The sequence below is a fragment of the Paraburkholderia unamae genome, assembly GCF_003268775.1.
GTDB lineage: Bacteria > Pseudomonadota > Gammaproteobacteria > Burkholderiales > Burkholderiaceae > Paraburkholderia > Paraburkholderia unamae.
Genome location: NZ_QLSU01000032.1, coordinates 1 through 26,495 on the forward strand (window position 1 = coordinate 1; position 26,495 = coordinate 26,495).

25 protein-coding genes and 2 tRNA genes are annotated in these 26,495 nt (G+C 64.0%); 22 read left to right on the forward strand and 5 right to left on the reverse strand.

All coding sequences use genetic code 11. From position 1 onward, the window contains the following. Positions 1–584: NAD(P)/FAD-dependent oxidoreductase (locus C7401_RS35530; RefSeq protein WP_146758051.1), on the reverse strand; the 584-nt coding region annotated here is incomplete at its 3' end. A 176-nt stretch (positions 585–760) separates the two neighbouring features. Here C7401_RS35530 and C7401_RS35535 point away from each other — a divergent pair. Continuing rightward, on the forward strand, positions 761–1,540 hold the full coding sequence (locus C7401_RS35535) for an SDR family oxidoreductase (RefSeq protein ID WP_112176735.1): 780 nt from the start codon (positions 761–763) through the stop codon (positions 1,538–1,540). A 63-nt stretch (positions 1,541–1,603) separates the two neighbouring features. Next, a complete protein-coding gene (locus C7401_RS35540) occupies positions 1,604–2,044 on the forward strand; it encodes an acyl-CoA thioesterase (protein WP_112176736.1) in 441 nt (146 codons plus the stop codon). A 72-nt stretch (positions 2,045–2,116) separates the two neighbouring features. Here C7401_RS35540 and C7401_RS35545 read toward each other — a convergent pair whose 3' ends face one another. Continuing rightward, positions 2,117–2,689 carry a PAS and helix-turn-helix domain-containing protein gene (locus tag C7401_RS35545; RefSeq protein ID WP_112176737.1) on the reverse strand — a complete coding sequence of 191 codons (573 nt, stop codon included), beginning with the start codon at positions 2,687–2,689 and terminating at the stop codon, positions 2,117–2,119. Between the two features lie 248 nt (positions 2,690–2,937). Between C7401_RS35545 and C7401_RS35550 the strand changes: the two genes are divergently transcribed. The 16 genes from C7401_RS35550 (at position 2,938) to C7401_RS35630 (ending at position 18,341) form a co-directional block, all read left to right on the forward strand. Next, positions 2,938–3,657, forward strand: coding sequence for a CoA transferase subunit A (locus tag C7401_RS35550; protein WP_112176738.1), 720 nt, complete (start codon positions 2,938–2,940; stop codon positions 3,655–3,657). Between the two features lie 15 nt (positions 3,658–3,672). Then, entirely contained in the window at positions 3,673–4,314 is a 642-nt protein-coding gene (locus tag C7401_RS35555; protein WP_112176739.1) for a CoA transferase subunit B, read from the forward strand. A gap of 286 nt (positions 4,315–4,600) precedes the next feature. Continuing rightward, positions 4,601–5,494 (forward strand): alpha/beta fold hydrolase, encoded by an 894-nt coding sequence (locus C7401_RS35560; protein ID WP_112176740.1) that lies wholly within the window; start codon positions 4,601–4,603, stop codon positions 5,492–5,494. Positions 5,495–5,582: 88 nt separating this feature from the next. Next, the gene (locus C7401_RS35565; RefSeq protein ID WP_112176741.1) at positions 5,583–5,936 is read left to right on the forward strand and encodes a RidA family protein; all 354 of its coding nucleotides are present in this window, start codon (positions 5,583–5,585) and stop codon (positions 5,934–5,936) included. A 96-nt stretch (positions 5,937–6,032) separates the two neighbouring features. After that, complete coding sequence (locus C7401_RS35570) at positions 6,033–8,282, forward strand: RelA/SpoT family protein (protein WP_112176742.1); 2,250 nt, start codon at positions 6,033–6,035, stop codon at positions 8,280–8,282. 73 nt (positions 8,283–8,355) lie between these two features. After that, a tRNA-Val gene (locus tag C7401_RS35575) sits at positions 8,356–8,432 on the forward strand. Positions 8,433–8,727: 295 nt separating this feature from the next. After that, complete coding sequence (gene thrS / locus C7401_RS35585) at positions 8,728–10,635, forward strand: threonine--tRNA ligase (protein ID WP_112176743.1); 1,908 nt, start codon at positions 8,728–8,730, stop codon at positions 10,633–10,635. 50 nt (positions 10,636–10,685) lie between these two features. Beyond that, entirely contained in the window at positions 10,686–11,207 is a 522-nt protein-coding gene (gene infC / locus C7401_RS35590; RefSeq protein ID WP_083245567.1) for a translation initiation factor IF-3, read from the forward strand. A gap of 293 nt (positions 11,208–11,500) precedes the next feature. Next, positions 11,501–11,698 carry a 50S ribosomal protein L35 gene (rpmI, locus tag C7401_RS35595; protein WP_004191477.1) on the forward strand — a complete coding sequence of 66 codons (198 nt, stop codon included), beginning with the start codon at positions 11,501–11,503 and terminating at the stop codon, positions 11,696–11,698. Positions 11,699–11,728: 30 nt separating this feature from the next. After that, entirely contained in the window at positions 11,729–12,088 is a 360-nt protein-coding gene (gene rplT, locus C7401_RS35600) for a 50S ribosomal protein L20 (protein ID WP_004192938.1), read from the forward strand. A 235-nt stretch (positions 12,089–12,323) separates the two neighbouring features. Next, positions 12,324–13,337 (forward strand): phenylalanine--tRNA ligase subunit alpha, encoded by a 1,014-nt coding sequence (gene pheS, locus C7401_RS35605; protein ID WP_165842092.1) that lies wholly within the window; start codon positions 12,324–12,326, stop codon positions 13,335–13,337. 109 nt (positions 13,338–13,446) lie between these two features. Next, positions 13,447–15,903: a phenylalanine--tRNA ligase subunit beta gene (gene pheT, locus C7401_RS35610; RefSeq protein ID WP_112176745.1), complete on the forward strand. Its 2,457-nt coding sequence runs from the start codon at positions 13,447–13,449 to the stop codon at positions 15,901–15,903. Between the two features lie 91 nt (positions 15,904–15,994). Further along, the gene (locus C7401_RS35615; protein ID WP_028204248.1) at positions 15,995–16,405 is read left to right on the forward strand and encodes an integration host factor subunit alpha; all 411 of its coding nucleotides are present in this window, start codon (positions 15,995–15,997) and stop codon (positions 16,403–16,405) included. A gap of 128 nt (positions 16,406–16,533) precedes the next feature. Beyond that, on the forward strand, positions 16,534–16,932 hold the full coding sequence (locus C7401_RS35620; RefSeq protein ID WP_112176811.1) for a MerR family transcriptional regulator: 399 nt from the start codon (positions 16,534–16,536) through the stop codon (positions 16,930–16,932). A gap of 138 nt (positions 16,933–17,070) precedes the next feature. After that, positions 17,071–17,147 (forward strand) — tRNA-Pro (locus C7401_RS35625). 255 nt (positions 17,148–17,402) lie between these two features. Beyond that, positions 17,403–18,341, forward strand: a complete 939-nt coding sequence (locus C7401_RS35630) for a DMT family transporter (protein WP_112176746.1) — start codon at positions 17,403–17,405, stop codon at positions 18,339–18,341. A 78-nt stretch (positions 18,342–18,419) separates the two neighbouring features. Here the strand turns inward: C7401_RS35630 and C7401_RS35635 are convergent, their stop codons facing one another. Then, a complete protein-coding gene (locus C7401_RS35635; protein WP_112176747.1) occupies positions 18,420–19,832 on the reverse strand; it encodes an MFS transporter in 1,413 nt (470 codons plus the stop codon). Positions 19,833–20,325: 493 nt separating this feature from the next. Here C7401_RS35635 and C7401_RS35640 point away from each other — a divergent pair, with 493 nt between their 5' ends. The 3 genes from C7401_RS35640 (at position 20,326) to C7401_RS35650 (ending at position 22,373) form a co-directional block, all read left to right on the forward strand. Then, the gene (locus C7401_RS35640; RefSeq protein WP_258397357.1) at positions 20,326–20,895 is read left to right on the forward strand and encodes an acyloxyacyl hydrolase; all 570 of its coding nucleotides are present in this window, start codon (positions 20,326–20,328) and stop codon (positions 20,893–20,895) included. Between the two features lie 85 nt (positions 20,896–20,980). Beyond that, a complete protein-coding gene (locus C7401_RS35645; protein WP_112176748.1) occupies positions 20,981–21,313 on the forward strand; it encodes a DUF190 domain-containing protein in 333 nt (110 codons plus the stop codon). Positions 21,314–21,512: 199 nt separating this feature from the next. After that, positions 21,513–22,373 (forward strand): 3-hydroxybutyryl-CoA dehydrogenase, encoded by an 861-nt coding sequence (locus C7401_RS35650; protein WP_112176749.1) that lies wholly within the window; start codon positions 21,513–21,515, stop codon positions 22,371–22,373. A gap of 24 nt (positions 22,374–22,397) precedes the next feature. On the opposite strand, the gene C7401_RS35655 is transcribed toward C7401_RS35650, so the two are convergent. Then, on the reverse strand, positions 22,398–23,495 hold the full coding sequence (locus C7401_RS35655) for an aldose epimerase family protein (RefSeq protein ID WP_112176750.1): 1,098 nt from the start codon (positions 23,493–23,495) through the stop codon (positions 22,398–22,400). Between the two features lie 61 nt (positions 23,496–23,556). Further along, positions 23,557–24,771 carry a XylR family transcriptional regulator gene (locus tag C7401_RS35660; protein ID WP_112176751.1) on the reverse strand — a complete coding sequence of 405 codons (1,215 nt, stop codon included), beginning with the start codon at positions 24,769–24,771 and terminating at the stop codon, positions 23,557–23,559. Positions 24,772–25,080: 309 nt separating this feature from the next. Here C7401_RS35660 and xylA point away from each other — a divergent pair, with 309 nt between their 5' ends. Beyond that, positions 25,081–26,403 (forward strand): xylose isomerase, encoded by a 1,323-nt coding sequence (gene xylA, locus C7401_RS35665; protein ID WP_112176813.1) that lies wholly within the window; start codon positions 25,081–25,083, stop codon positions 26,401–26,403. Positions 26,404–26,495: the final 92 nt, after the last annotated feature.

The following is a 26,495-nucleotide window of genomic DNA, read 5'->3' on the forward strand; positions in this document are numbered from 1 at the left end:
CAGAACAGCGTGTACTTCGCGTGCAACTCCATGCCGAGCTGGAAGTTCTCGGTCGGCTCGCCGTCCTTGCCCACGCCCATGTTGCCGGTGGCGACGCCTCGAACCGAGCCGTCTTCGTTGTAGAGAATTTCGGCGGCCGGGAAGCCAGGGAAAATCTCGACGCCCAGCGCCTCGGCCTGCTGGCCCAGCCAGCGCGTGACGTTCGCGAGACTGATGACGTAGTTGCCGTGATTCTTGAAGTTGTCGGGGAGTGCCCAGTTCGGCACAGATTTAGCCCCCGTTTCAGAAAGAAAAAGGAACTTGTCCTCGGTTACGGGCACGTCCAGCGGCGCGCCCTGTTCTTTCCAGTCAGGAATGAGTTCATTGAGCGCGCGCGGATCCATGACCGCGCCGGAGAGGATGTGCGCCCCGATTTCCGAGCCTTTTTCCAGCACGCACACGCCAATTTCGGCGCCTTTCTCTGCGGCCAGCTGTTTCAGGCGGATTGCGGCGGAAAGCCCGGCCGGGCCGCCGCCCACGATCACCACGTCGTATTCCATCGACTCGCGTGGACCGTACTGCTCCAAAAGACTTGCGGGGGTCATCTATGCTCCTCTTGCCATTAGAATGCTTTTTTCGGGTTCGTATTGTCGGGTAACGTTCCCCGTGCCGCAACCCAACGGGCTAACATTAGCACGCTCGTGCTATTCTGTGACCCCCGATTTGACGTGCGTACAACGCTGCGTTCTGGCGCTTTTTCACCTCTGAACAGGAACCGGAAATGGGCCGTTCGATCAATCTGGAAGGCAAGGTTGCGCTGATCACGGGGGCTTCCAGCGGGCTTGGCAAGCGCTTTGCCCAGGTGCTCTCGCAGGCGGGCGCAAAGGTCGTGCTGGCGAGCCGCCGCGTGGAGCGCCTGAAGGAGCTGCGCGCCGAAATCGAAGCCAGCGGGGGCGCCGCGCATGTCGTCTCGCTCGACGTGACCGACTATCAGAGCATCCGCTCGGCGGTGGCGCACGCGGAAACCGAGGCGGGGACGATCGACATCCTCGTCAACAATTCGGGGGTGTCGACGACGCAAAAGCTCGCGGACGTGACGCCCGCCGACTTCGAATACGTGTTTGACACCAACACGCGCGGCGCTTTCTTCGTGGCCCAGGAGGTTGCCAAACGCATGATGATGCGCGGCAACGGCGGCAGTACGAAACCAGCGTACCGGATCATCAACATCGCCTCGGTGGCGGGCTTGCGCGTGCTGCCGCAGATCGGCCTCTATGCGATCAGCAAGGCCGCGGTCGTGCACATGACGAAGTCGATGGCGCTCGAATGGGGCCGCCACGGCATCAACGTGAACGCGATCTGCCCCGGCTACATCGACACGGAGCTCAACCACCATCACTGGTCGACCGAGCAGGGGCAGAAGCTCGTTTCGATGCTGCCGCGCCACCGCGTGGGCAAGCCCGAGGACCTGGACGGCCTGCTGCTGCTGCTCGCCGCCGACGAATCGGCCTTCATGAACGGCGCAATCATCACCGCCGACGACGGTTTCGGGCTCGCCTGAGCGCCGGCGAGCCCGGCCGTTGCCGGCAATTTGTTTTCTCGAACCTACAGAAGTTGAAGTGCAATGAGTGATTACCACCCGGTATTTGAAATGACCATGCCGATCCGCTGGGGCGACATGGACGCGTTCGGACACGTGAACAACACGGTCTATTTCCGCTACATGGAGCAGGTGCGGATTTCCTGGTTCGAGCATCTGGGCGTCGTGGCCGAGGGCGGCGCCGATCAAGGGCCCGTGATCGTCAACGCTTCGATGGAATTCCTCAAGCAGCTCCATTACCCGGGGGACATCGTCTGCACGATGACCGTGGGGCAGCCCGGCCGCAGCAGCTTCGACACCGGTTTCGAGCTGCGCCGCGCCGACGAGCCGGACACGCTCTACGCGCGCGGCAACGCGCGCTGTGTATGGGTCGACTACGCGGCCGGCAAATCGGTGCCGATTCCCGACACGCTGCGCGCGACGATCGAGCACGCGGGGCTCGTCAAGTCCGGGCGCGTGGGCTGAGCCCGCAGGCCGTGCGCCAGCAGGCCGCCCGGCCGCTTTTTTCGCGCGCCTGCCCCGCCGGCTAACGCGCCTTCACTGGCCGAGCAGCCGCTGAAGCAATTCGGTGGCGTTGCCGGTGTCGTACTTGCGCATGAGCCGCGCGCGGTACACATCCACGGTGCGCGAGCTGATCGCCAGAATCCGCCCAATCTGCTTGCTGGTCTTGCCCGTGACGAGCTGCGCGGCGATTTCGCGCTCGCGCGGCGTGAGTTCGACCGCCACCCGGCGCGTCGCGCTCAGGTCCTCGAAAGTCCAGACGCCCGCCGCGTGGGGCGCTGCGCGGTCGATCGAGCGCCCCGTCACATGACACCAGAAGAGTTCGCCGTCGGCGCGCTTCATGATGCGGTCGTCGGCGTAGCTGCCTTGGGCGGTCATGATGGGCGGGATGCGCGCGCCGATGCGCTCGAATTCGTCCGCCGAAGGGTAGAGCACCTGGAACGACTGGCCGATCAGCGCTTCGCGCGGGCAGCGGAAGATGGCGGCGACCTGGTCGTTGCAGTCCATGATCGTGCGCTCGCGCGAAAGCACGAGGCCGATGGGCGCGAGATGGAACGCGGTCTGATAGTCCAGGGCGGAGCGTTCTGCGGGTTCGATTGGAGAGGGCATGGCGGGCGATGCGGGTATCGCTTTATGTAGTTTTGCGTATTGTGCCGCAACAGGCTGCCAGCGTACGCTTTGCACCCATCGGAGGGCCGGGCGCGCGGTGGTTTTTCAGTCCGCGTGCACGGATTGCCCAGGCGGCCGGCTTCACGGCAACGCCACCGGGGCATGACTAGAATTGAACATCCGGGCGCGCCAGACGTCCGCGCGCCAAACCGGATTGGCGAATTTCCATTCGAGGAAGGGACACACTGATGAACAAGGTCTACAAAAGCGCGGCAGCCGCGCTCGAGGGCATCGTCAAGGACGGCCAGACATTCGCGGTCGGCGGTTTCGGGCTGTGCGGCATTCCCGAAGCACTGATCGGCGCCCTGCGCGACACGGGCGTGAAGGGCATTACCTGCATCAGCAATAACGCGGGCGTGGACGGCTTCGGCCTTGGCCTGCTGCTGGAAACGCGCCAGATCAAGAAGATGATCTCGTCCTACGTGGGCGAGAACAAGGAATTCGAGCGCCAGTACCTCTCGGGCGAACTCGAGCTCGAATTCACGCCGCAGGGCACGCTGGCGGAAAAGCTGCGCGCGGGCGGCGCGGGCATTCCGGCGTTCTTCACGAACACCGGCTACGGCACGCTGATCGCCGAAGGTAAGGAAACGCGCCAGTTCGGCGACAAGCACTACGTCATGGAGCATTCGCTCACCGCCGACGTGGCGCTCGTGAAGGCCTGGAAGGCCGACAAGTCGGGCAACCTGGTCTATCGCCGCACGGCGCGCAACTTCAACCCGATGTGCGCGATGGCGGGCAAGATCACGGTCGTGGAAGTGGAGGAGATCGTCGAGAACGGCGAACTCGATCCGGACACGATCCATACGCCGGGCATCTTCGTGCAGCGTATCGTGCTCAACGCGCACCCGGAAAAACGCATCGAACAACGCACCGTGCGCGCAGCGTCGGGCAACCCTGCGGGCAACTGAGGAAGGAGACCGACCATGGCATGGAATCGTGACGAAATGGCCGCCCGCGCGGCGAAAGAACTTCAGGACGGCTTCTACGTGAACCTCGGCATCGGCCTGCCGACGCTCGTGGCCAACCATGTGCCCACCGGCATGGAAGTGTGGCTTCAGTCGGAAAACGGCCTGCTCGGCATCGGCCCGTTCCCGACCGAGGACGAAGTGGACGCCGACATGATCAACGCCGGCAAGCAGACGGTGACGACGCTGCCGGGCTCGTCGATTTTCTCGTCGGCGGACTCGTTCGCGATGATTCGCGGCGGCCATATCAACCTCGCCATTCTTGGTGCGATGCAGGTGAGCGAGAAGGGCGACCTCGCCAACTGGATGATCCCCGGCAAGATGATCAAGGGCATGGGCGGCGCGATGGACCTCGTGGCGGGCGTAGGTCGCGTGGTCGTGCTGATGGAGCATGTGGCCAAGGGCGACCAGCACAAGATTCTCGAAGCGTGCTCGCTGCCGCTCACGGGCGTGGGCGTGGTCGACCTGATCATTACCGACCTCGGCGTGATGGAAGTGAGCGACGCCGGTCTGAAGGTGACCGAGCTCGCACCGGGTGTGACGGTGGACGAGATCCAGGCGAAGACCGGCGCGCCGCTCGATGTGAGCGCGGTGAAGTAAGCGTCGTTGCATTGGCATGATTCGCGGCGGGCGGGACTTCGGTCCCGCCCGTTTCATTTGCGGTGCCTGAATTGTTGCGCGAGCACGCTCGCTTGAAACCTCGGCCGGACGGCATAGGCCGGATGGCCGAAGGCGCGCCGGTCGAAGCGCGGCCAGGCGGCGCTTCGACTCCGGCGGCCAGTCCTTCTGCGAGGTTTTCGCGTGCGGCTATGCCGCCCATGCCGCGGGGCAAAGCCGTTTACAATCGGCCGAACGCCTTGAAGCGCCTTTCAGCGAGGATCCTGCGATGACCGAATCGACCGCCGCGCCGCGCCAGCAGTCCGTCCAGTGCATCAGCCCCACGGGCCTGCACCGCATCGCGTACACGGAATGGGGCGACCCCGCCAATCCGCGCGTGCTCGTGTGCGTGCACGGGCTCACGCGCTCGGGCCGCGACTTCGACCGCTTCGCCGCCGCGATGGCGGGCGAGTATCGCGTCGTGTGTCCGGACGTGGCCGGGCGCGGGTTGTCGTCCTGGCTGCTCGATGCGCGCGGTTATGGCGTCGCGCAGTACGTGTCGGACATGGTCACGCTGATCGCGCGCACGGGCGCGGAGCAGGTGGACTGGTTCGGCACCTCAATGGGCGGCCTGATCGGCATGGCGCTCGCGGGGCTGCCCGGTACGCCCATTCGCGGCTTGCTGCTCAACGACGTCGGTCCGCATATCGAGCCTTCGTCGCTCGAGCGCATCGGCCAGTATGTCGGGCGCGACGAGCGTTTCGCCACGCTTCAGGAAGGCATCGACAATGCGGCGCTGCTCGCGGCCTCGTTCGGCCCGCTGAGCGCCGAGGACTGGCGCGAGATCAATACGCCGTTGCTGCACGAGGTGGAGGGCCAGTGGCGCTATCGCTATGACCCGCGCGTTGCGGAGCCCTTCAAGACACTCACGCCGGAACAGAGCGAGGAGGGCGAGAAGTTCCTGTGGCGCTCGCTTGCGGCGTTCGAAGGGCCGGTGCTGGTCGTGCGCGGCGCGCTTTCGGACCTGCTTTCGCGCGAAACGGTCGCGAAGATGGTCGAAACGGGGCGCAACGTGTCGAGCGTCGAAATCGAAGGCGTGGGGCACGCACCCGCGTTCCTCTCGGCGGACCAGATCGCGATCGCGCGCCGTTTCTTCGACGGCGAGGCCCTTCGCGGGTCATAATATGAGATTGGTCGGCCTATAACCGGTGGGCTTTCGTGCGCACCGGGTTGCACCGGCCCGCGTTTTCCACTCCCAGACAGGAATTTTCATGGCAGTCATTCGTCACCACGTTGGCCCGCGTCTTTCGGAAACCGCTATCCACAACGGCACCGTCTACCTCGCGGGCCAGATCGCCGAGGACACGAAGCAGGACATCGCCGGCCAGACGCGCGAAGTGCTCGGCCACATCGACCGCCTGCTGGGCGAAGCGAACAGCGACAAGTCGCTGCTGCTCTCGGTGCAGATCTATATCGCCGAGATGAAGGATTTCCCCGGCATGAATGCCGAGTGGGACAAGTGGGTCGCGCAGGGCGCGACGCCGCCGCGCGCGACGGTGGAAGCCAAGCTCGCGAATCCGGAGTGTCTGGTCGAGATCGTCGTGGTGGCCGCGCAGCGCGATTGAGTGCGCTCCGGCGCGATCCACGCAACCCGCGCAGACTGTCTGTTTATTTGATCCGTTCCGTTGTCGCCCGTCCGGTTTGCTGGCGGGCATCGCCTCATGAGTAGCGACACCGTACCTCCCGCTCCCGCGCTTCCCGCCGATTCCGTTGCGCTGCCGTCGCTCGACGACGCGCTTGCGTTCGTGCGCGAGCACGCGGGCGACGCACGTCTATCCACCGGCGAGCCGCTCATCGAGCACGCGCAGGGCACGGCGTCCATCATGGGCCGGCTCAACGTCGACCCGCCCGCGGTGCTCGCCGCGGCGCTCTTCAATCTCGCGCCGCATCTGGACGATCCGGAGGCCATGCTCGAGGCGCGCTTCGGCGCAGAGGTCGCGAAGCTCGTGTTCGACGTGCGCAAGCTCTTGCGGCTTGGCAGCGTGAGTCTGCGCGCGGCGCAGCAGGCCATGCCGGAGTCGGGGCGCGAAGGGCGCGACGCCCAGGCGGCGCGGCGCGCGCAGGTCGAGTCGCTGCGCAAAATGCTGCTGGCGTTCGCGCAGGACATTCGCGTGGTGCTGATCCGGCTGGCGTCGCGCTTGCAGTCGCTGCGCTACTACGCGGCGGCGAAAGTCACGCCGGCGCCGGAAATCGCGCACGAGACGCTCGAAATCTATGCGCCGCTCGCCAACCGCCTCGGCATCTGGCAACTGAAGTGGGAGCTCGAAGACCTGGCGTTCCGCTTCCAGGAGCCGGTCACCTACAAGCGCATCGCGAAGCTGCTCGACGAAAAGCGCGTGGAGCGCGAGAGCTATGTGTCCGAGGCGATCGCGCGGCTGCAACAGGAACTCGCGGCGGCGCACATCCCGGCCGAAGTGAGCGGGCGGCCCAAGCACATCTACAGCATCTGGAAGAAGATGCGCGGCAAGGAGATCGACTTCTCCGAGCTTTACGACGTGCGCGCGTTTCGCGTGATCGTGCCCGACATCAAGGATTGCTACACGGTGCTCGGCATCGTGCACAATCTCTGGCAGCCGGTGCCGCGGGAATTCGACGACTATATCTCGCGCCCCAAGGCCAACGGTTACCGCTCGCTGCACACGGTGGTGGTCGGCGACGACGGTCGCGCGTTCGAAGTGCAGATCCGTACGCAGGAGATGCATCAATTTGCCGAATACGGCGTGGCCGCGCACTGGCGCTACAAGGAAGCCGGCTCGAAGGGCTATGGCGGGCAGTTCAGCGCGAGCAGCAGCTACGACGAGAAGATCGCATGGCTGCGCCAGTTGCTCGCCTGGAAGGACGACGTGTCGGACGGGCGCCAGCCGTGGGAGCAGTTGCGCCAGGCCACGCTCGACGACGACCACATCTACGTCCTGACGCCCCAGGCGCGCGTGATCGCGCTGCCGCAGGGCGCGACGCCGCTCGACTTCGCCTACCACCTGCACAGCGAGCTCGGCCACCGCTGCCGCGGGGCGCGCGTGGACGGCGCGATGGTGCCGCTCAACACGCAGCTTCGCAGCGGCCAGACGGTCGAAATCGTCTCGGTGAAGGAGGGCGGACCTTCGCGCGACTGGCTCAATCCGCAGCTCGGCTATCTGCATAGCCCGCGCGCGCGCCAGAAGGTGCGCGCGTGGTTCAACTCGATCGAGGCGCAGGAAAATATCGCCAACGGCCGCGCGATGGTGGAAAAGACGTTGCAGCGTGAGGGCCGCACGTCCGTCAATCTCGATCAGCTCGCGGCGAAGCTCGGCTTCAAGTCGACCGACGATCTGTTCAGCGTGGTCGGCAAGGAAGAGTTCAGTCTGCGCAACGTCGAGCACGCGCTGCACGACGCGCCCCCGGCCGAGCCCGAAGAGGAGACGCCCGAGCAACTCACCAAGCGCGCGAGCGGCGCGAACGTGGCGCACGGCGGGTCGTCGGGCGTGCTGGTGGTGGGCGTGGACGCGCTGCTCACGCAGCTCGCGCGCTGCTGCCGCCCCGCGCCGCCCGACGACATCAGCGGTTTCGTCACGCGCGGCAAGGGCATGTCGATCCATCGCAGCGACTGCCCGACCTTCCTGCGCATGGCGAGCCGCGCGCCCGAGCGCGTGCTGCACACCACGTGGTCCGCCGACGTGATGGGCGGGCGCGGCCAGTCGGTCTATCCCGTCGATATCTCGATCGAGGCCACCGACCGCCAGGGCTTGCTGCGCGACATCTCCGAAGTGTTCGCGCGCGAGAAGATGAACGTGATCGGCGTGAAGACGCAATCGCGCCGCAATGCGGCATTCATGCAGTTCACGGTCGAAGTGTCGAACTCCGCGCAAATCCAGCGCGCCTGCGTGCTGCTGGGCGAGGTGGTTGGCGTGTTGCGTGCGTCGCGCAGGGGCTAGGGCGGCTTTTCATTGCCGCGCTGCAAAAAAGACTTGCCAAGTCTGTGAACACTTCATATAATCTTTCTTCTTCAGGCTCGTAGCTCAGCTGGTTAGAGCACCACCTTGACATGGTGGGGGTCGTTGGTTCGAGTCCAATCGAGCCTACCAACGAAATCGGGTTCCTGGTGCAGGCTGCCGGGAGCTTAAAAATGCAGTGAGCAGTAAGCGCTGGATCCTTAAAGGAAGCGCCAAAAGGCGAATACGGTTATGACACCGCGAACGTTTACCGAAACAACTTCGGAGCGACGCTAGTCGAGGACCTCTTTCGCCTCTGCTGTCTGGTTTGAAAAGTGAATGCGGCCCCTCGAAAGCGGGGCCGCATTTTTTTTTCGCCGCGAGATTCTGCGCGGGTCTGTCCTCACAAGAAATTCGACGTGCCCGCATGGCACTTTTGGAGAAAAGAATGGTTGCGATACGTCTGCCCGACGGTTCGGTTCGACAGTACGATCATCCCGTCACGGTCGCCGAAGTGGCGGCTTCGATCGGTCCCGGTCTCGCCAAGGCGGCGCTGGGCGGCAAGCTCGACGGCGAACTGGTCGATACGTCGACGCTGATCGATCGCGACGCATCGCTCGCCATCGTCACGGACAAGGACGCCGACGGTCTCGACATCATCCGTCACTCCACGGCGCACTTGCTGGCGTACGCGGTCAAGGAGCTGTTTCCCGAAGCGCAGGTCACCATCGGGCCGGTTATCGACAACGGCTTCTACTACGACTTCGCCTACAACCGTCCCTTCACGCCCGAAGATCTCGAAAAGATCGAAAACCGCATGCAGGAACTTGCGAAGAGGGACGAGCCGGTGTCGCGCCGTGTCGTGACGCGCGGTGAGGCGGTCGACTACTTCAAGAGCATCGGCGAGAAGTACAAGGCCGAGATCATCGAGTCGATTCCGGGCGCGGAAGAAATCAAGCTGTACTCGCATGGCGGCTTCACGGATCTGTGCCGCGGCCCGCACGTGCCGTCCACGGGCAAGCTCAAGGTCTTCAAGTTGATGAAGGTCGCAGGCGCCTACTGGCGCGGCGACGCGAAGAACGAGCAGCTTCAGCGCATTTACGGCACGGCCTGGACGAAGAAGGAAGACCAGGACCAGTACCTGCACATGCTCGAAGAGGCCGAAAAGCGCGACCACCGCAAGCTCGGCAAGCAACTCGACCTGTTTCACATGCAGGACGAGTCGCCGGGCATGGTGTTCTGGCACCCGAAGGGCTGGACGCTCTGGCAGCAGGTCGAGCAATACATGCGCGGCCGTCTGCGCGTGGCCGGCTACGACGAGATCAAGACGCCGATGATCATGGACCGCTCGCTCTGGGAAGCGTCGGGTCACTGGCAGAACTATCGTGAAAACATGTTCACGACGGAGTCGGAAAAGCGCGACTACGCGATCAAGCCGATGAACTGCCCGGGCCACGTCCAGGTGTTCAACCACGGCCTGCGCTCGTACCGCGATCTGCCCCTGCGTTACGCGGAATTCGGTTCGTGCCACCGCAACGAGGCGTCTGGCGCGCTGCACGGCCTTATGCGAGTGCGCGGCTTCGTTCAGGACGATGCGCACATCTTCTGTACGGAAGACCAGATCATCAGCGAGTCGATCGCCTTCAACACGCTGGCGATGAGCATCTACAAGGATTTCGGGTTCGATCACATCGACATCAAGCTCTCGCTGCGCCCGGATTCGCGCGCGGGGACGGATGAGACGTGGGATCGCGCCGAGCAGGGTCTGCGCGAGGCGCTCACGGCCTGCGGTCTGCAATGGGAAGAGTTGCCGGGCGAGGGCGCCTTCTACGGCCCGAAGGTCGAGTACCACATCAAGGACGCGCTTGGCCGCTCGTGGCAGTGCGGCACGTTGCAGCTCGACATGGTGCTGCCGGAGCGCCTTGGCGCCGAGTACGTGGCCGAGGACAACAGCCGCCGCCGCCCGATCATGCTGCACCGCGCCATCCTCGGTTCGATGGAGCGTTTCCTCGGCATTCTGATCGAGCACCATGCCGGCGCGATGCCGCCGTGGCTCGCTCCGGTGCAGGCCGTTGTGATGAATATCGCGGGAAATCAGGCCGAATACGCCGCGAATGTGGCCCAATCGTTGCAAAAACAAGGGCTTAGAGTGACGGCCGATTTGCGCAACGAGAAAATTAGCTATAAAATACGCGAGCACACGCTTGAGAAGGTCCCGTACCTGCTTGTCGTCGGCGACAAGGAGCGTGAAGCACAAACGGTAGCCGTGCGTGCCCGTGGCGGCGTCGATCTGGGTGTCATGCCCGTCGAAGCCTTTACTGCGCGTCTTGCGGAAGACGTCAAGACGTTCAAGTAAGCCACTGCGGCAGCGCGGCTCGTTTTTTTAATTTTTAGAGGAAACGTAACATCGCTACGGATAAGTCGCATCGCATCAACGGTGAAATCACTGCACCCGAGGTGCGTCTCGTCGGAATCGAGAACGAGCCGCTCGGCATCGTAAAGCTGGCCGATGCGTTCCGCATGTCGGAACAGCAGGACGTCGATCTGGTTGAAATTGCCCCCCAGGCGGTGCCGCCCGTGTGCCGCTTGATGGACTACGGCAAGTTCAAGTACCAGGAATCGAAGAAGCAGCACGAAGCCAAGCTTAAGCAGAAGGTCATCCAGGTCAAGGAAGTCAAGTTCCGCCCGGGTACCGACGACGGCGATTACAACGTCAAGCTGCGCAATCTGATCCGCTTCCTCGATGACGGCGACAAGACGAAGATCACGTTGCGTTTCCGCGGCCGCGAAATGGCCCACCAGGAAATCGGCATGCGCATGCTCGAGCGCCTGCGCACCGACCTCGAAGAAGTCGGTCAGGTCGAGCAGATGCCGAAGATGGAAGGGCGCCAGATGATCATGGTGCTCTCGCCGAAGAAGAAGAAGTAATCCGGCGTGCCGCGCGGTTCGACCTGCGTGGCGGCCAAATGAAGTTTTGAAAGACGTCTTTTCCGTGAGTGCATGGAGAAGGCGGGAAGCAGGTTCCGGAACGGCGCCCGCGCGCTGCACGTGAAGTGCGGCAAACGGGCGTTTTTCCTGAAAGCGGCGGCAAGCTTGTTTTTCAAAAGCCAGCCAGTCGCCAAAACAAGTGGAGTGGGTTTCGAAGGGCGGAGTCCCGGCCAGGTGTGTGAACACCGTGCCAACCGCACACCCATGTCCATCAAATAATGGAGTTGTCTGTCATGCCGAAGATGAAGACCAAGAAGAGCGCTGCAAAGCGCTTCGTGGTTCGTCCGGGCGGTACCGTCAAGCGCGGTCAAGCCTTCAAGCGTCACATCCTGACCAAGAAGACCACCAAGAACAAGCGTCATCTGCGTGGTGCAACGGCCGTTCATGATTCCGATCTGAACTCCGTGCGCGCAATGCTGCCGTTCGCGTAATCCTCAACCGATAACTCATAGGAGCGAAACATGCCTCGAGTCAAACGTGGGGTTACCGCACGGGCCCGCCACAAGAAGATCATCAACCTGGCCAAGGGTTACCGCGGCCGTCGCAATAACGTCTATCGCATCGCCAAGCAGGCGGTCATGCGCGCAGGCCAGTACGCCTACCGCGATCGCCGCAACAAGAAGCGTGTGTTCCGCGCACTGTGGATCACGCGTATCAACGCGGCGGTGCGTCAGCACGACATGACCTACAGCGTGTTCATCAACGGCCTGAAGAAGGCTTCGATCGAACTCGACCGTAAGGTTCTGGCTGACATGGCTGTGTTCGACAAGGCTGCATTTGCTGCGATCGTCAAGCAGGTGAAGGCCGCCGTCGCTGCCTGATTTCAGTCACTGAATTAGGTATTGCGCAGGTTCGTTGCAGCAGACATTCCGGTCGTTTCGGTGATGCTGCAACAAAAACGGGGCTCCTCACCGAGCCCCGTTTTTGTTGGTAATTACGCTTCTTGCGCCGCTTCATGGAGTGTCTTCGCGCGGTCATTGCCAGGTGTCACCATGGCGTGCCGCGAGCGCGGAGAGGCTCCAAGTCTCAAACTCTGACGCTGAAAAGATGGGATCAATGGATCTGGACCAGATTGTCGCCGACGCGCAACGCGCGTTCGCTGGCGCCCCCGACGTCAACACGCTTGAAAACGAAAAGGCCCGCTTTCTCGGCAAGTCCGGCGCGCTGACCGAACTGCTCAAGGGCCTCGGCAAGCTCGACCCGGAAACGCGCAAGACCGAGGGCGCGCGCATCAACGCCGTCAAGCAGCAGGTGGAAGCCGCGCTTAACGCGCGCCGCCAGGCGCTCGCCGACGCGCTGCTCAACCAGCGTCTCGCCGCCGAGGCGATCGACGTCACGCTGCCGGGCCGCGGCACGGGCACGGGTAGCCTGCACCCCGTGATGCAGACGTGGGAACGCGTCGAGCAGATCTTCGGCTCGATCGGCTTCGACGTGGCCGACGGTCCCGAGATCGAAACCGACTGGTACAACTTCACCTCGCTCAACAGCCCGGAAAACCATCCGGCGCGCTCCATGCAGGACACGTTCTACGTGGACGGCAAGGACGCCGATGGCCGTCAGCTTTTGTTGCGCACGCACACGAGTCCGATGCAGGTGCGCTACGCGCGCGCGCACACGCCGCCCATCAAGGTGATCGTGCCGGGCCGCACGTATCGCGTGGACAGCGACGCCACGCACTCGCCGATGTTCAACCAGGTCGAAGGCCTGTGGATCGAAGAGAACATCAGCTTCGCAGACCTGAAGGGTGTCTACACCGACTTCCTCAAGAAGTTCTTCGAGCGCGACGACATCCAGGTGCGTTTCCGCCCGTCGTACTTCCCGTTCACGGAACCGTCGGCCGAAATCGACATGATGTTCGAGCACGGCAAGAACGCCGGCAAGTGGCTCGAAATCTCGGGCTCGGGCCAGGTGCATCCGACCGTGATCCGCAACATGGGTCTGGACCCGGAGCGCTATATCGGCTTTGCGTTCGGCAGCGGCCTCGAACGCCTGACGATGCTGCGTTATGGCGTGCAGGACCTGCGCCTGTTCTTCGAAGGCGATCTGCGCTTCCTGCGTCAGTTCGCCTGAAACGGCGACGCACGCGTTAGCAGTGCGCGAGGCGGACGCTGCACCTGAAAAAAGGTGCGCGGGAACCCGCCTTCGCGACGGTCACAATCTGTCTGGAACGTAAAACCAAATGCTATTCCCCGAATCCTGGCTGAGAAGCTTTGTCGATCCGAAGCTCACGACCGATGAACTCGCCCACGCACTCACCATGGCCGGCCTCGAAGTCGAAGGCCTGAGCCCGGCCGCGCCGCCCACCACGAAGATCGTCGTGGGCCGCGTGCTCGAAGTCGTGAAGCACCCGGACGCGGACAAGCTCAACGTCACGCAGGTCGATGCCGGCACCGGCGCGACGCTGCAAATCGTGTGCGGCGCGCCCAATGTCGCGCCCGGCATCAAGGTGCCCGTGGCGCTCGTGGGCGCGGAACTGCCGCCTGCCGAAGAGGGCGGCAAGCCCTTCGCGATCAAGCTCTCGAAGCTGCGCGGCGTGGAAAGCCAGGGCATGCTGTGCTCGGCGCGCGAGTTGAAGCTCTCGGAAGACCATAGCGGTCTGATGATCCTGCCGGAAGACACGCCGATCGGTCAGGACATCCGCGAAGCGCTGAATCTCGACGACACCATCTTCGAAATCAAGCTCACGCCGAACAAGGCCGATTGCCTTTCGGTGTACGGCATCGCGCGCGAAACGGCCGCGATCACCGGCGCGCCGCTCGAAGCGCCCGTGTACCCGAAGGTCGAAGTCAAGCTCGATGAGAAGCTGCCCGTGAAGATCTCGGCGCCCGATTTGTGCGGGCGATTCTCGGGCCGCGTGATTCGCGGCGTGAACGCGCACGCGAAGACGCCGATGTGGATGGTCGAGCGCCTCGAGCGTTCGGGCCAGCGCAGCATCTCGGCGCTCGTCGATATTTCGAACTACGTGATGCTCGAACTCGGCCGCCCGTCGCACGTGTTCGATCTCGACAAGATCCACGGCTCGATGGACGTGCGCTGGGGCAAGAAGGGCGAAACGCTCAAGCTGCTCAACGGCAACACCGTCGAAGTCGATGAAACCGTCGGCGTGATCGCCGACGACCGCGAGATCGAAAGCCTCGCGGGCATCATGGGCGGCGACAGCACGGCAGTGACGCTCGACACCACGAACATCTATCTCGAAGCCGCATTCTGGTGGCCGGACAGCATTCGTGGCCGCTCGCGCCGCTACAACTTCTCGACCGATGCAGGCCATCGTTTCGAGCGCGGCGTGGACTGGTCGACGACCGTCGAGCACATCGAGCGCATCACGCAACTGATCATCGACATCTGCGGCGGCGCAGCCGGCCCGATCGACGATCAAACCGTGAACGTGCCCAAGCGCGAAGCGGTGAAGATGCGCGTCGCGCGCGCGAACCGCATCATCGGCGTGAAGATCAGCGCCGACGAGATCGCGCAAATCTTCACGCGCCTCGGCCTCACGTTCGAACGTAGCGTTGACAATGCGGGCGACGAGAGCTTCAGCGTGACGCCGCCGCCGTACCGCTTCGACATCGAGATCGAGGAAGACCTGATCGAGGAAGTCGCGCGTATTTACGGCGTCGAGAAGATTCCGGCGCTGCCGCCGGTTGCGCGCAGCGAAATGCGCGCGACGAACGAAACGCGCCGCTCGATCCACGCGATCCGCCACGCGCTCGCCGCGCGCGACTACGCCGAGACGATCAACTTCAGCTTCGTCGACGCCGAGTGGGAGCAGGACTTCGCGGGCAATGCGAATCCCGTGAAGCTGCTCAACCCGATCGCAAGCCAGCTTTCGGTCATGCGCACGACGCTGTTCGGCAGCCTCATCAACGTGCTGCGCCACAACCTCAACCGCCGCGCTGACCGCGTGCGCGTGTTCGAGTCGGGCCGCGTGTTCCTGAACGATCCGTCGATCAAGGCAGGCGAGATGACGGTGGAAGGCTTCGCACAACCGAAGATGATCGGTGCGCTCGCCTACGGTCCCGCGCTCGAAGAGCAGTGGGGCGCGCAGACGCGCGGCGTGGACTTCTTCGACATGAAGGGCGATCTCGAAGCGCTGTTCGCGGGTCTTGGCGTGGCAAAAGCGCCGCGTTTCGTGAAGGCCGAGCATCCTGCGCTGCATCCGGGACGTAGCGCGCGCATCGAAGTCGATGGCCGTGCCGTGGGCTGGATCGGCGAGCTGCATCCGCGCTGGATGCAGAAGTACGATCTGCCGCACGCACCGATCCTCTTCGAGGTTGAAGCCGAGGCGCTGATGGCGCGCGAGCTGGCAGCGCCTGGCGACGTCTCGAAATTCCCGCCTGTCCGTCGTGACATTGCTCTTGTCGTAGATCAAAAGATTGAAGTGCAAGCGCTGCTCGACGAGTTCCAGAAGGGCATGCAAGACGAGCCTTGCCGGATTGTGCAGAGGGTTGCGTTGTTCGATGAATTTCGTGCAAAATCAAATACTTCCGGACTTGGCGCGGACGAGAAAAGCCTTGCCTTCCGGGTGACCCTGCAAGATACTGGCGGAACCCTTCAGGACGAAACGGTCGATGCGGCCATCAAGTCCCTGGTGGATCGCCTGGCTCGAGTGCATGGCGCCCGGTTGCGCGGATAAGCTCCACGGCTCATCACCTACCGACATCGGCTTCCGGTTTGCGAGGTTGCAAGACGTTCTTGCAACCGGAAGCGCGCCATTTCATAGATAGATGAACGAAATGAACTCGAGTGATTTCGAAGCCCTTCTCGCGGCACAGCGTAGCGCCATGATTCGCGACATTCCTGCCTCGTCGGCAAGCGCCACGAACGACACGCCCACGCTGACGAAAGCCGAACTCGCTGAGCTGCTGTTCGACAACGTCGGTCTCAACAAGCGCGAAGCGAAGGACATGGTCGAAGCCTTCTTCGAAGTGATTCGCGACGCGCTTGAAAGCGGCGACAGCGTGAAGCTGTCGGGCTTCGGCAATTTTCAGTTGCGCGACAAGCCGCAACGTCCTGGCCGCAATCCGAAGACGGGCGAGGCGATTCCTATCGCCGCGCGCCGCGTCGTGACGTTCCATGCGAGCCAGAAGCTGAAGGCGCTCGTGGAGAGCGGCGCCGAGGCGAGCTTCCCGCGTTGACGCTTTGAGTTAGCGCGCCCGCGCTGGTGGCAAGATGGCGGGCGTGTATGGATTGAGCGGAATGAGCGGGCTACAAGGACCCAGGCGGCAACGCCTAATTGCGCAACCACCACGACGGCAACCCGGCGATGACATCGACAAGCGAAAAGGTCGTCTTGCCTCCGATACCGGCCAAGCGTTACTTCACCATTGGCGAGGTGAGCGAACTGTGTGGCGTGAAGCCCCATGTGCTGCGCTATTGGGAGCAGGAGTTCACGCAGTTGAAGCCGGTGAAGCGGCGAGGCAATCGCCGCTATTACCAGCATCACGAGGTCTTGCTGATCAGGCGCATACGCGAACTGCTTTACGAGCAGGGGTTCACGATCAACGGTGCGCGCAATCGTCTTGATTCGCATGGTGCGATGGTCAGCGAGGGCGCGCAATCCGAAGCATCAGGTGAGCCCGTTGTTGAAGGCACGATGGCGCTCGTTGATGTCGATCAGTTGCGCAAGGAGTTGCTGCACGTGCTCGATGCGCTGGGTCGGTGAGGCGTCGTTCTGAACGCCTGCATGCGGGTTGTTCGAACGGGCCGTTCGCGCTCATGCGAATCAGTCATGCGGATTGTTCAAGATTTACTCGCGAAGTGGTTCTAATTAGAGAAAGCCTCTGTTATACTTTCTAGCTCTCGGGGCGTAGCGCAGCCTGGTAGCGTACCTGCATGGGGTGCAGGTGGTCGGAGGTTCAAATCCTCTCGCCCCGACCAAGAAATAGAGCCCGCGTAATCGAAAGATTGCGCGGGCTTTGTCTTTTGTGCGCCGCCAAACAGGTTCCAGGCAGGTTCCAGGCAGGTTCCAGGCGGGGTAGGGTACCGCAGGGCGCCGGGATGACACCGCAAGATCCGGCTGTCAATTTTTCTCACATATCGGTGAGAATCCTTCGTTATACGGCGAGCTTCACTCGCCTTACGATACGCGTACTCCCGCGCGCGCAATGCCGTGCTCACCCAGCACCTCCAATCATGAATCCCATCGAACTCGCGCAACTCATCGTCCTCGCCGCCCTGTGGGGTGGGTCGTTTCTGTTTATCCGTGTCGGCGTGACCGACTTCGGCGTGGCGCCGCTGATGGCGCTGCGCGTCGGCATCGGCGCGCTGTTTCTGCTCATCGTGCTGTTCTCGCGACGTCCCGCGCGTGAGGCGATCGGCTCGCTGCGCGAGCGCGCCTGGCCGCTCTTCGTCGTCGGCATCCTTAATTCGGCCGCGCCTTTCTGTCTGTTCGCATGGGCCGAGCTCACGCTGTCGGCCGGCGTCACGTCCGTCATCAACGCAACCACGCCGCTGTGGGGCGCCGTGGTTGCGTACTTCTGGCTCAAGGACCGGCTGAGCGGTCTGCGCGTCGTCGGACTTGCGATCGGTTTCGCGGGTGTGCTGGCGCTGGTCTGGGATCAAATCTCGACGCACGCGGGCGATGGCGCGTCGTCGACGAGCGCGGCGCTCGCCGCACTCGCGGCACTGGTCGCGGCGGCGCTTTACGGCGTTGCCGCGAGCTACACGAAGCGTCACCTCACGGGCGTCGATCCGCTCACGGTGGCCGCCGGCACGATGACGGGCGCAAGCCTCGTGCTCGCACCGTTCGCCGTGGCGACCTGGCCGGCCGCGCCCATTTCTCTGCATTCGTGGGCGGCGGTGCTGGGGCTTGGCGTGGCGTGTACGGGCGTGGCGTATCTGCTGTTCTTCCGGCTGATCGCAGCCATCGGCCCGGCGCGCGCAATTACGGTGACGTTCGTGATTCCGATCTTCGGCATTCTGTGGGGCGCGCTCTTTCTCGGTGAGCGTGTCTCGATGGGGATGGTCGAGGCGTGCGCCGCGATTCTGGTGGGCACCGCGCTGGCCACCGGTTTCGTGAAGCGTTTGCCTGGCTTCACGACGCGCCGCAGCGGCGCAGGCGCGGAGCGCTAAACGATTCGGCCCGCGCAAGGCGGGCCGACAGTCAGTGCTTCACGTCAGGCACCCCGCGCCATCGCGCGGGGTTTGCCCTCAGCCTGCCGCGCGCGGCACGGCCTTCACTTCCTTCTCGCGTCCGAGCGGCAGCGTCGCGACGATCACGGCCCCGAGCACGAGTAGCACGGCGGAATAGATGAGCCCTGCGGCGTAGCTGTGCGTCGCATCCTTGAGCCAGCCCACTACGAGCGGATTCGCCGCCGAACTGATATTGCCGATCGCGTTGATCACAGCAATGCCAATCGCGCGTGCCTGCGGCGTGAACGCCTGGTCGGGCGTGGTCCAGAAGATCGACATCGCCGTATAGGAGCCCGCCGAGGCCAGGCATACGCCCAGCAACTGCACGAGCGGTGCGCCGCCTTGCGCGGTCAGCACGCAACCGAAGCCGGAGAGCAGCATCGGCGCGGCGAGGTGCCATTTGCGCTCCTGGAGGCGGTCGGAGCGGCGGCCCCAGGCAATCATCGCGACGATGGTCACGAGCTGCGGAATCGTCGCGACGAGGCCCACCGTCACGTTGCTCGCACCGGCGCTGAAGCCCTTCACGATCAGCGGCGCCCATACGGCGACCATCGCGAGCGTGTTGACGAGGCAGAAGTACGCCGCTGCGAAACGCAGCACTACGGGCGAGCGCAGTTGCTGCCAGAGGCCGGGCGGCTGCGTCGGCTGGGTGCCGGGCGTCGTGTGCGCTGCTTGCATGGCGTGCACGGCGTGCATTTCGCCCGGTTCGGCCAGCGCGGCTTCGAGCGTGCGTTTCTCTTCCGTGCTGAGCCAGCGCGCGGCGCGCGGCGTGTCGTCGAGATAGAAGAACGCCACGCAGCCGAGCAGCGCCGCCGGCATGCCTTCGAGCACGAAGAGCCATTGCCAGCCCGCGAGCCCCGCGTGGCCGTCGAGCTTGAGGATGTAGCCGGAGACCGCGGAGCCGAGCGCGGCCGTCACGGGCATGGCGATCATGAAGAGCGCGTTGGCGCGGGCACGCCACGCGCTCGGGAACCAGCAGGTGAGATAGAGCAGCATGCCGGGCAGAAAGCCCGCCTCGGTCACGCCGACCAGCATGCGCAGCCAGTAGAGCGTGGTGGCGTTGGAGGCGAACATCGTCGCGGTGGAGGCGAGGCCCCACGCGATCATGATGAAGCTGATCCAGCGGCGTGCGCCCACGCGTGCGAGCATGAGATTGCCCGGAATGCCGCACGCGATATAAGCCACGTAGAAGAGGGTGGTGGCGAAGCCGAACTGCGTGCTCGACAGGCCGAGGTCCTTCATCATCGTCAATCCCGCGAAGCCGATGTTGATGCGGTCGAGGAACGAGACGACGAACAGCAGGAACAGGAAGCCGAGCAGATGGCGCGAGACTTTGCGCGTGACCTGCTCGGTGGCGGCTGCATGGCTGGACTGCGCTTGCGCGCACGATTGCGGCACGCGCGATGCGTGCCCTTGCGGGATTGGGCTCATGGGTCTCCTCCGAAGCACCGGGACGTGAGCGGGGCAAGGGTTATGCCGTTGTTGTTTGCCGCGGATCACAATTCAGGCGGATTATGCGAGGGCCCTGGGCGTTGTCTGTCCTCAATTTGGGTACAACGCACGATTGAACGTCCCAACAGTGCGATGGCAGCACTCGCGGCAATAGCGGCAATGCCATCAACAGCGGCCTATGCCTGTTGCCGGAAATGCCTCCGCAGAATGGCCGGTCCTCGCCATTTATCCCATGCAGTCGTTAGAAAGAAAGCGATGGGTCAAGAAGCGCGTATGCGCTCCGGGCATGCCTGGCTCCCGCCAGGATTGTGTGGGCGCGGTAACGGGCACCTTCATTTTTCGAGGCTACACTCCCGACTGATAGGTGCGCCGGTCATTAGTGAACATGTGTGCTTTTGGCTGTCATTCGCACTGCCGTAGTCGATAGGCTTTATCCAGCGCGTCGTGCCGGATCGTTCGAGTCGGGGCAAACGTGAGACCAGGAAAGTCGGCCTGGCGGGGCCGGATCGTGAGCGGGGCGGCCGCCGCGTGCTGCGCGTTCGCCGCGGTCAGCGCCCATGCGGAGAATACGTTCGGCATCCAGTTCGGCGCGGGCGTTGCGGATAACGACGTGAAGAAGCTCGACCTCGGCCTCGTGTGGGATCCGAGTCTGCAATGGTGGCACTTCGGCGGCTATCACTTCACGCTGGTGGGCGAGGCGCACGTCGCGTACTGGAAGCTCGACGACCCCAACGCCATCTATGCCAACACCTGGGAATTCGGTTTGACGCCGGTTTTTCGCATCATCAAGGATACCGGCTGGTTCAAGCCCTTTTTCGAGGCGGGCATCGGCATCCGTTTCCTCTCGCACGTGCGCCAGACGCCGTTTCGCACGATGTCGTCGTCGTTCCAGTTCGCCGACGTGGTGGGCGTGGGCGCGCAGTTCGGCGAGCACGGCAACTATCAGTTGGGATTTCGCTTCGAGCACATTTCGAATGCGGACATCGAGCAGCCGGACCCCGGCCTGAACTTCAGCCAGATCTATTTCCAGTACAACTTCTAGCGCGGCAGCGCCCGCACGGGTGCGTGCTAGAATTTTTTCGTATGCCGCCTGTTGCGCGGCGGCCATTCGCCGCACGAGCGGCTGCATGGAGGTTCCCGTGCCCGCAGGCAGTCAACTCACGCTCTACACGAGCCGCAAGCACAAGAAGGGCCACAAGTCCGCGGTCTCGTGGATCATCGACATCGCGCGCGCCCAGGGCTGTTTCGGCATCACCGTGCTGGAAGGCTATGAAGGTCTCGATGCCCACGGCAAGCTGCACGCCGCTCACTTCTTCGATCTGGCCGACGAACCGGCCGTAGTGCTGATCGTCGCCGACGAGCCCAGCATCGACGCGCTCCTCGTCACGCTGGAAGCGGGCGGCATCGAGCTTTTCTATACCCGCAGCGCGATCGAGTACGGCCGCCTCGCCGGCGCCTGAGCGTTTGCGCTCCCAGGCTTCGGCGCCGCGCGCTTTGCGGCGGCGGCAGTATCGTGCACGCCCCCCTGTCAAGTGAGTTCCGGTCGTTTCTCCCAACCCGTTACACTGTGGGCTTTGGTGCGGTGCACCACGCGCCGCATGACCGGCATTTTCCATAGGCGACACGCCGGCGTCGCAGACAAGGAGTGAGGAGCGAAGGATGGCAATCGAATCTGTAGGGATCGTGGGCGCGGGCACGATGGGCAACGGCATTGCTCAGGCGGTGGCGGTGGCGGGGCTCAAGGCGGTGATGATCGACGTGACCGACGCGGCGCTCGCCAAGGGCGTCGCCGCGCTCACGCACAGCCTCGAGCGGCTCGTCTCGAAGGGCAAGCTCGATGCCGGCGTGCGCGATGCCGCGCTCGCGCGCATCGAGACGTCCACCGATTACCAGCGCCTGTCCGGCGTCGATCTCGTGATCGAGGCGGCGACCGAGAACGCCGAGCTCAAGACGCGCATCCTCAAGCAGATCGAGGCCGCGGCCCGCCCCGACGCGATCATCGCTTCGAACACCTCGTCGATCTCGATCACGGCGCTCGCCACGACGCTCGCCGACCCGTCGCGCTTCATCGGCATGCACTTCTTCAATCCCGTGCCGATGATGCCGCTCGTCGAAGTGATTCGCGGCCTGCAAACGAGCCCGCAGGTGGCCGAGTCGGTGCGCGAGATGGCGGTGCGCCTCGAAAAGACGCCGATCGCCGTGAAGAACGCCCCCGGCTTCGTCGTGAACCGCATTCTGGTGCCGATGATCAACGAAGCGTTTTTCGTGCTCGCGGAAGGCATTGCGAGCGCCGAGGAAATCGACGCGGGCATGAAGCTTGGCGCCAATCATCCGATCGGCCCGCTCGCGCTGGCGGACCTGATCGGCCTCGACGTGTGCCTGTCGGTGATGGACGTGTTCCTCAAGGACTTCGGCGATTCGAAGTATCGTGCCTGTCCGCTGCTGCGTGAAAAGGTCGCGGCGGGTCAGCTCGGCCGCAAGACCGGCCGCGGCGTGTATCAGTACGACAAGGTGTCCTGATCCACGCCGGCGCGGCACCCGGCTTCAGGTGAGCACGCTCACCTGATACTGCGTGACCTGGCGGTACGGTTTGCCAGGCTGTAGCACCACCTCTTCGCACGCGGGCGCTTCCATGTTGATCTGGTTCGGGAAACCGCCTGCTTCCAGACACAGCCCCGCGTAGCGCACGCACGGCGCGCCCCGGCGCGCCGGCTGTCCTTCCAGATAGTTCCCCGTATAAAGCTGCAAGCCGCGCTGGTCGGTCGAGACGGCGAGCTCGCGCCCGCTGCCCGGCTCGTAGACGCGCGCCACGGTGCGCAGCGGCCAGCGGCCCGTCGCCGCGTGCAGCGTGCCCGCCGTGTTTTCCGGCGCGCGCAGCACATAGCAGTGGTCGAATCCGTGCGCGCGGGCGAGCTGCGCGTGCGGCCAGTCGAGCCGCGCGCCGAGCGGCGCGCCGTGGCGGAAATCGAACGCGCTGCCCGAGACGTCGGCGATGCGCACGGGAATCATCTGAAGATCGACTTCGAGGAACGCGTCCGCATCGATCGTGAGCACGTGGCCGCGAATATCGGCGCCCGGCTCGCCCGTCAGATTGAAGTAGCCGTGGCTCGTGAGATTGAGCGGCGTGGGCGCGTCGCTCACGCCCTCGTATTCGATCGTGAGCGTGCCGTCGTCGTCGAGCGTATAGCGCACCTGCACGCCGACATTGCCGGGAAAACCGCCGTCGCCTTCGGGCGAGTCGAGGCGCAGCAGCAGCGAGCCGCGGTCGTCTTCCACCTGCCAGAGCTGCCGGTGAAAGCCGTTCGCGCCGCCATGCAGCAGATTGCCGTTCTCGTTGCGATCGAGTGCATAGTCGATGCCGGCGAGCGTGAAGCGCGCCCCGGCGATGCGGTTGGCCCAGCGGCCGACCAGCCCTCCCATGTAGGTGGTCGCTTCGAGGTAGGCGGCGGGCGTGTCGTGACCGAGCAGGATGTCCGCGAGGCGGCCCGCGCGGTCCGGCGCGAGCCATGAGACGAGCGTCGCGCCGAGGTCGCTGACCGTCACCTTCATGCCTTGCGCGTTGCGCAGCGTGTAGAGCCGGACGGCGTCGCCGCCGGGCAGTGCGCCCCACGGCCCGGAAGTCAGTTGGGCAAGACTGTTCATGAGGTGAAGTGGAAAGTGAGCAGTAAAGGTAGCCTGAATGACCGGGCGGACAATGCCGCCTTCAAGGTGTGGACACGCGCGCGCCGGATGCGTTCGCCACGCGGTCCTGATATTCGCGCGGCGTGCAGCCCAGCTCGCGCCGGAACACCGCATACATGTACTGCAACGACGTGAAGCCGCAGCGGATCGCCACCTCGGCGCTCGCGGCGTCGCGGCTCGCGAGCATGGCCTTCGCCGCGTCGAGTTTGTGGCGCAGGATCTCCTGGTGGACCGTGCACTGGAGTTCACGCCGGAAATATTCTTCCAGCGACGAGCGCGACACGCCCACATAGTCGGCCACCTGCTCGGTCTTGATCCCCTGGCAGGCGTACTGGCGGATGAAATGGCGCGCGCGCATGACATGCGGGCTCGACAGCGGTTCATGGCGGGTCGATTCGAGCACATTGATGCCGACCGGCGGAACCAGAATGCGTTGTCCCGGAAAACGTGCACCGCGTAGCATCTGGTGCAGCAGGTGCGCGGCCGTCTTGCCCATTTCCTCGGTCCCCTGGATCACTGACGAAAGCGGAATGCGTGTGAGCGTGCGGGTGAGCGGGTCGTTGTCGATACCGATGATCGCCACCTGCTCGGGCACCGCGATGCCGTGGATGAGGCAAGCCTGAAGCAAATGCCGCGCCCGCGCGTCGGTCACGGCGATCACGCCCACCGGCTTGGGCAGGCTATGCAGCCAGACGCTCAATTGTTCGACGGCCTGGTTCCACGCGACCGCGCTCGTGGCCAGCCCGCGGTACACCGGCGCCGCCATGCCTTCCTCGCGCGCGAGCGCCTGGAACGCCAGTTCGCGCTCCTGCGCCCAGCGGTTTTCCTGTGCGACGGGCAAGCTGTACATGGCGAGATTGGGCAAGCCTGCGCCGATCAGGTGCGTCAACGCGAGCGAGACCAGCTTGCGGTTGTCGGTCGCGATATAGGGCAGTTCGGCCGGGTACTGCGTCGCGTCCTCGAACGACGAGCCCACGGCCACCACCGGCAGCGGGCAGCCGCGCAGCGCGTCGGCCACGGCGGGGTCGTCGAAGTCGGCGATGATGCCGTCGCCGTCGAAGCGCTCGATGCCGGCAAGGCGGCAGCGGAAGTCTTCTTCCAGAAAGAGGTCCCACGCCACGCGTGTGGAGCGCAAATAGTGGCCGATGCCGGCAATGATCTCGCGGTCGTAGACCTTGTTGGCGTTGAAGAGCAGCGCAATGCGGTGAGGCGTCTGGGAAGCGGGGGCGCGGGTCATATCGTTTCGGCGGCGTACGGGCGGGCGAGGTGCGCGCGCGTTCGCTGCCATGTCTCCGGTTCGGGCGCGGTGCATGCCGCCAGGCGCCGCGCTACGATGTCTCTCACGCCAGTGGCGCGTCGTTTTAAGCGTCGGGTTATTTTAGGCCCACATGCGGGCTTGCGGGCGTAACGGTTGCGTGCGTCGGCAGGAAACATTAAAGGTCTCACGCAATTTCGCAATTGCCGCGCTTTGCGCACAGCGGGCAGTATGGCGTCACACAGACCGGTGTGCGCCACGCCGCTGCGCCGCAACAACCTTGGAGACATCATGTCGTATTTCGAATCCATCCCCGCAATTCGATACGAAGGCCCGCAATCGGACAACCCGCTTGCGTACCATCATTACGATCGGACGAAGAAGGTGCTCGGCAAGACGCTCGAAGAGCACCTGCGCATCGCCGTGTGCTACTGGCATTCGTTCGTCTGGCCCGGTAACGATATTTTCGGGCAGGCGGCGTTTCACAGGCCGTGGCAGCAGCCGGGCGACGCCATGGAGCGCGCGCGCCAGAAGGCCGACGCCGCGTTCGAGTTTTTCACGAAACTCGGTACACCTTACTATACGTTCCACGACACCGATGTCGCGCCCGAGGGCAAGAACCTGAAGGACTACACGGAGAATTTCAAGCGCGTGGTCGACTACCTCGGCGAGCGTCAGCAGGCGAGCGGCGTGAAGCTGCTCTGGGGCACTGCGAACCTTTTTTCCAATCCGCGCTATGCGGGCGGGGCGGCGACGAATCCCAATCCCGAAGTTTTCGCCTATGCCGCAACCCAGGTCTGCCATGCGCTCGACGCCACGCGCAAGCTCGGCGGTGAAAACTACGTGCTGTGGGGCGGTCGCGAGGGCTACGAGACGCTGCTCAACACCGACCTGAAGCGCGAGCGCGATCAGTTCGCGCGCTTTCTTTCGATGGTGGTCGAGCACAAGCAGCGCACGGGCTTCACGGGCACGCTGCTGATCGAGCCCAAGCCGCAGGAGCCGACCAAGCACCAATACGACTATGACGTGGCGACGGTGCACGGTTTCCTCACGCAATACGGCTTGCAGAATGAGATCCGCGTGAATATCGAGGCGAATCACGCGACGCTCGCGGGTCACTCGTTCCATCACGAGATTGCGACGGCCTACGCGCTGGGCATCTTCGGCAGCGTCGACGCAAATCGCGGCGACCCGCAAAACGGTTGGGACACCGATCAGTTTCCCAACAGTGTCGAAGAACTCACGCTCGCGTTCTACGAGATCCTGCGCCACGGTGGCTTCACCACGGGCGGCATGAACTTCGACGCGAAAGTGCGCCGCCCGAGCATCGATCCTGAAGACTTGTTCTACGGCCACGTCGGCGCGATCGACGTGCTCGCGCTCGCGCTGGAGCGCGCGGCCGTGCTCGTGGAAAACGACCGGCTTGAGCAGTTCCGCAGCCAGCGCTACGCGGGCTGGGACAGCGAGTTCGGGCGCAAGATTCTCTCGGGCGGCTATTCGCTTTCGTCGCTCGCCGCCGACGCGCTTGCGCACGGCATGAATCCGCAGCACGTGAGCGGCCAGCAGGAGCGGCTCGAAAACGTCGTGAATCAGGCGATCTACGGTCAGCGCTAGGCGCGCCACGGCGCGTGCAAGCCGCGAAAAAACATTAGCGCGCGCCGTCAAATTCGCAATTGCGCCAGTTTGCGTTGAAGGCAAACTGGCGC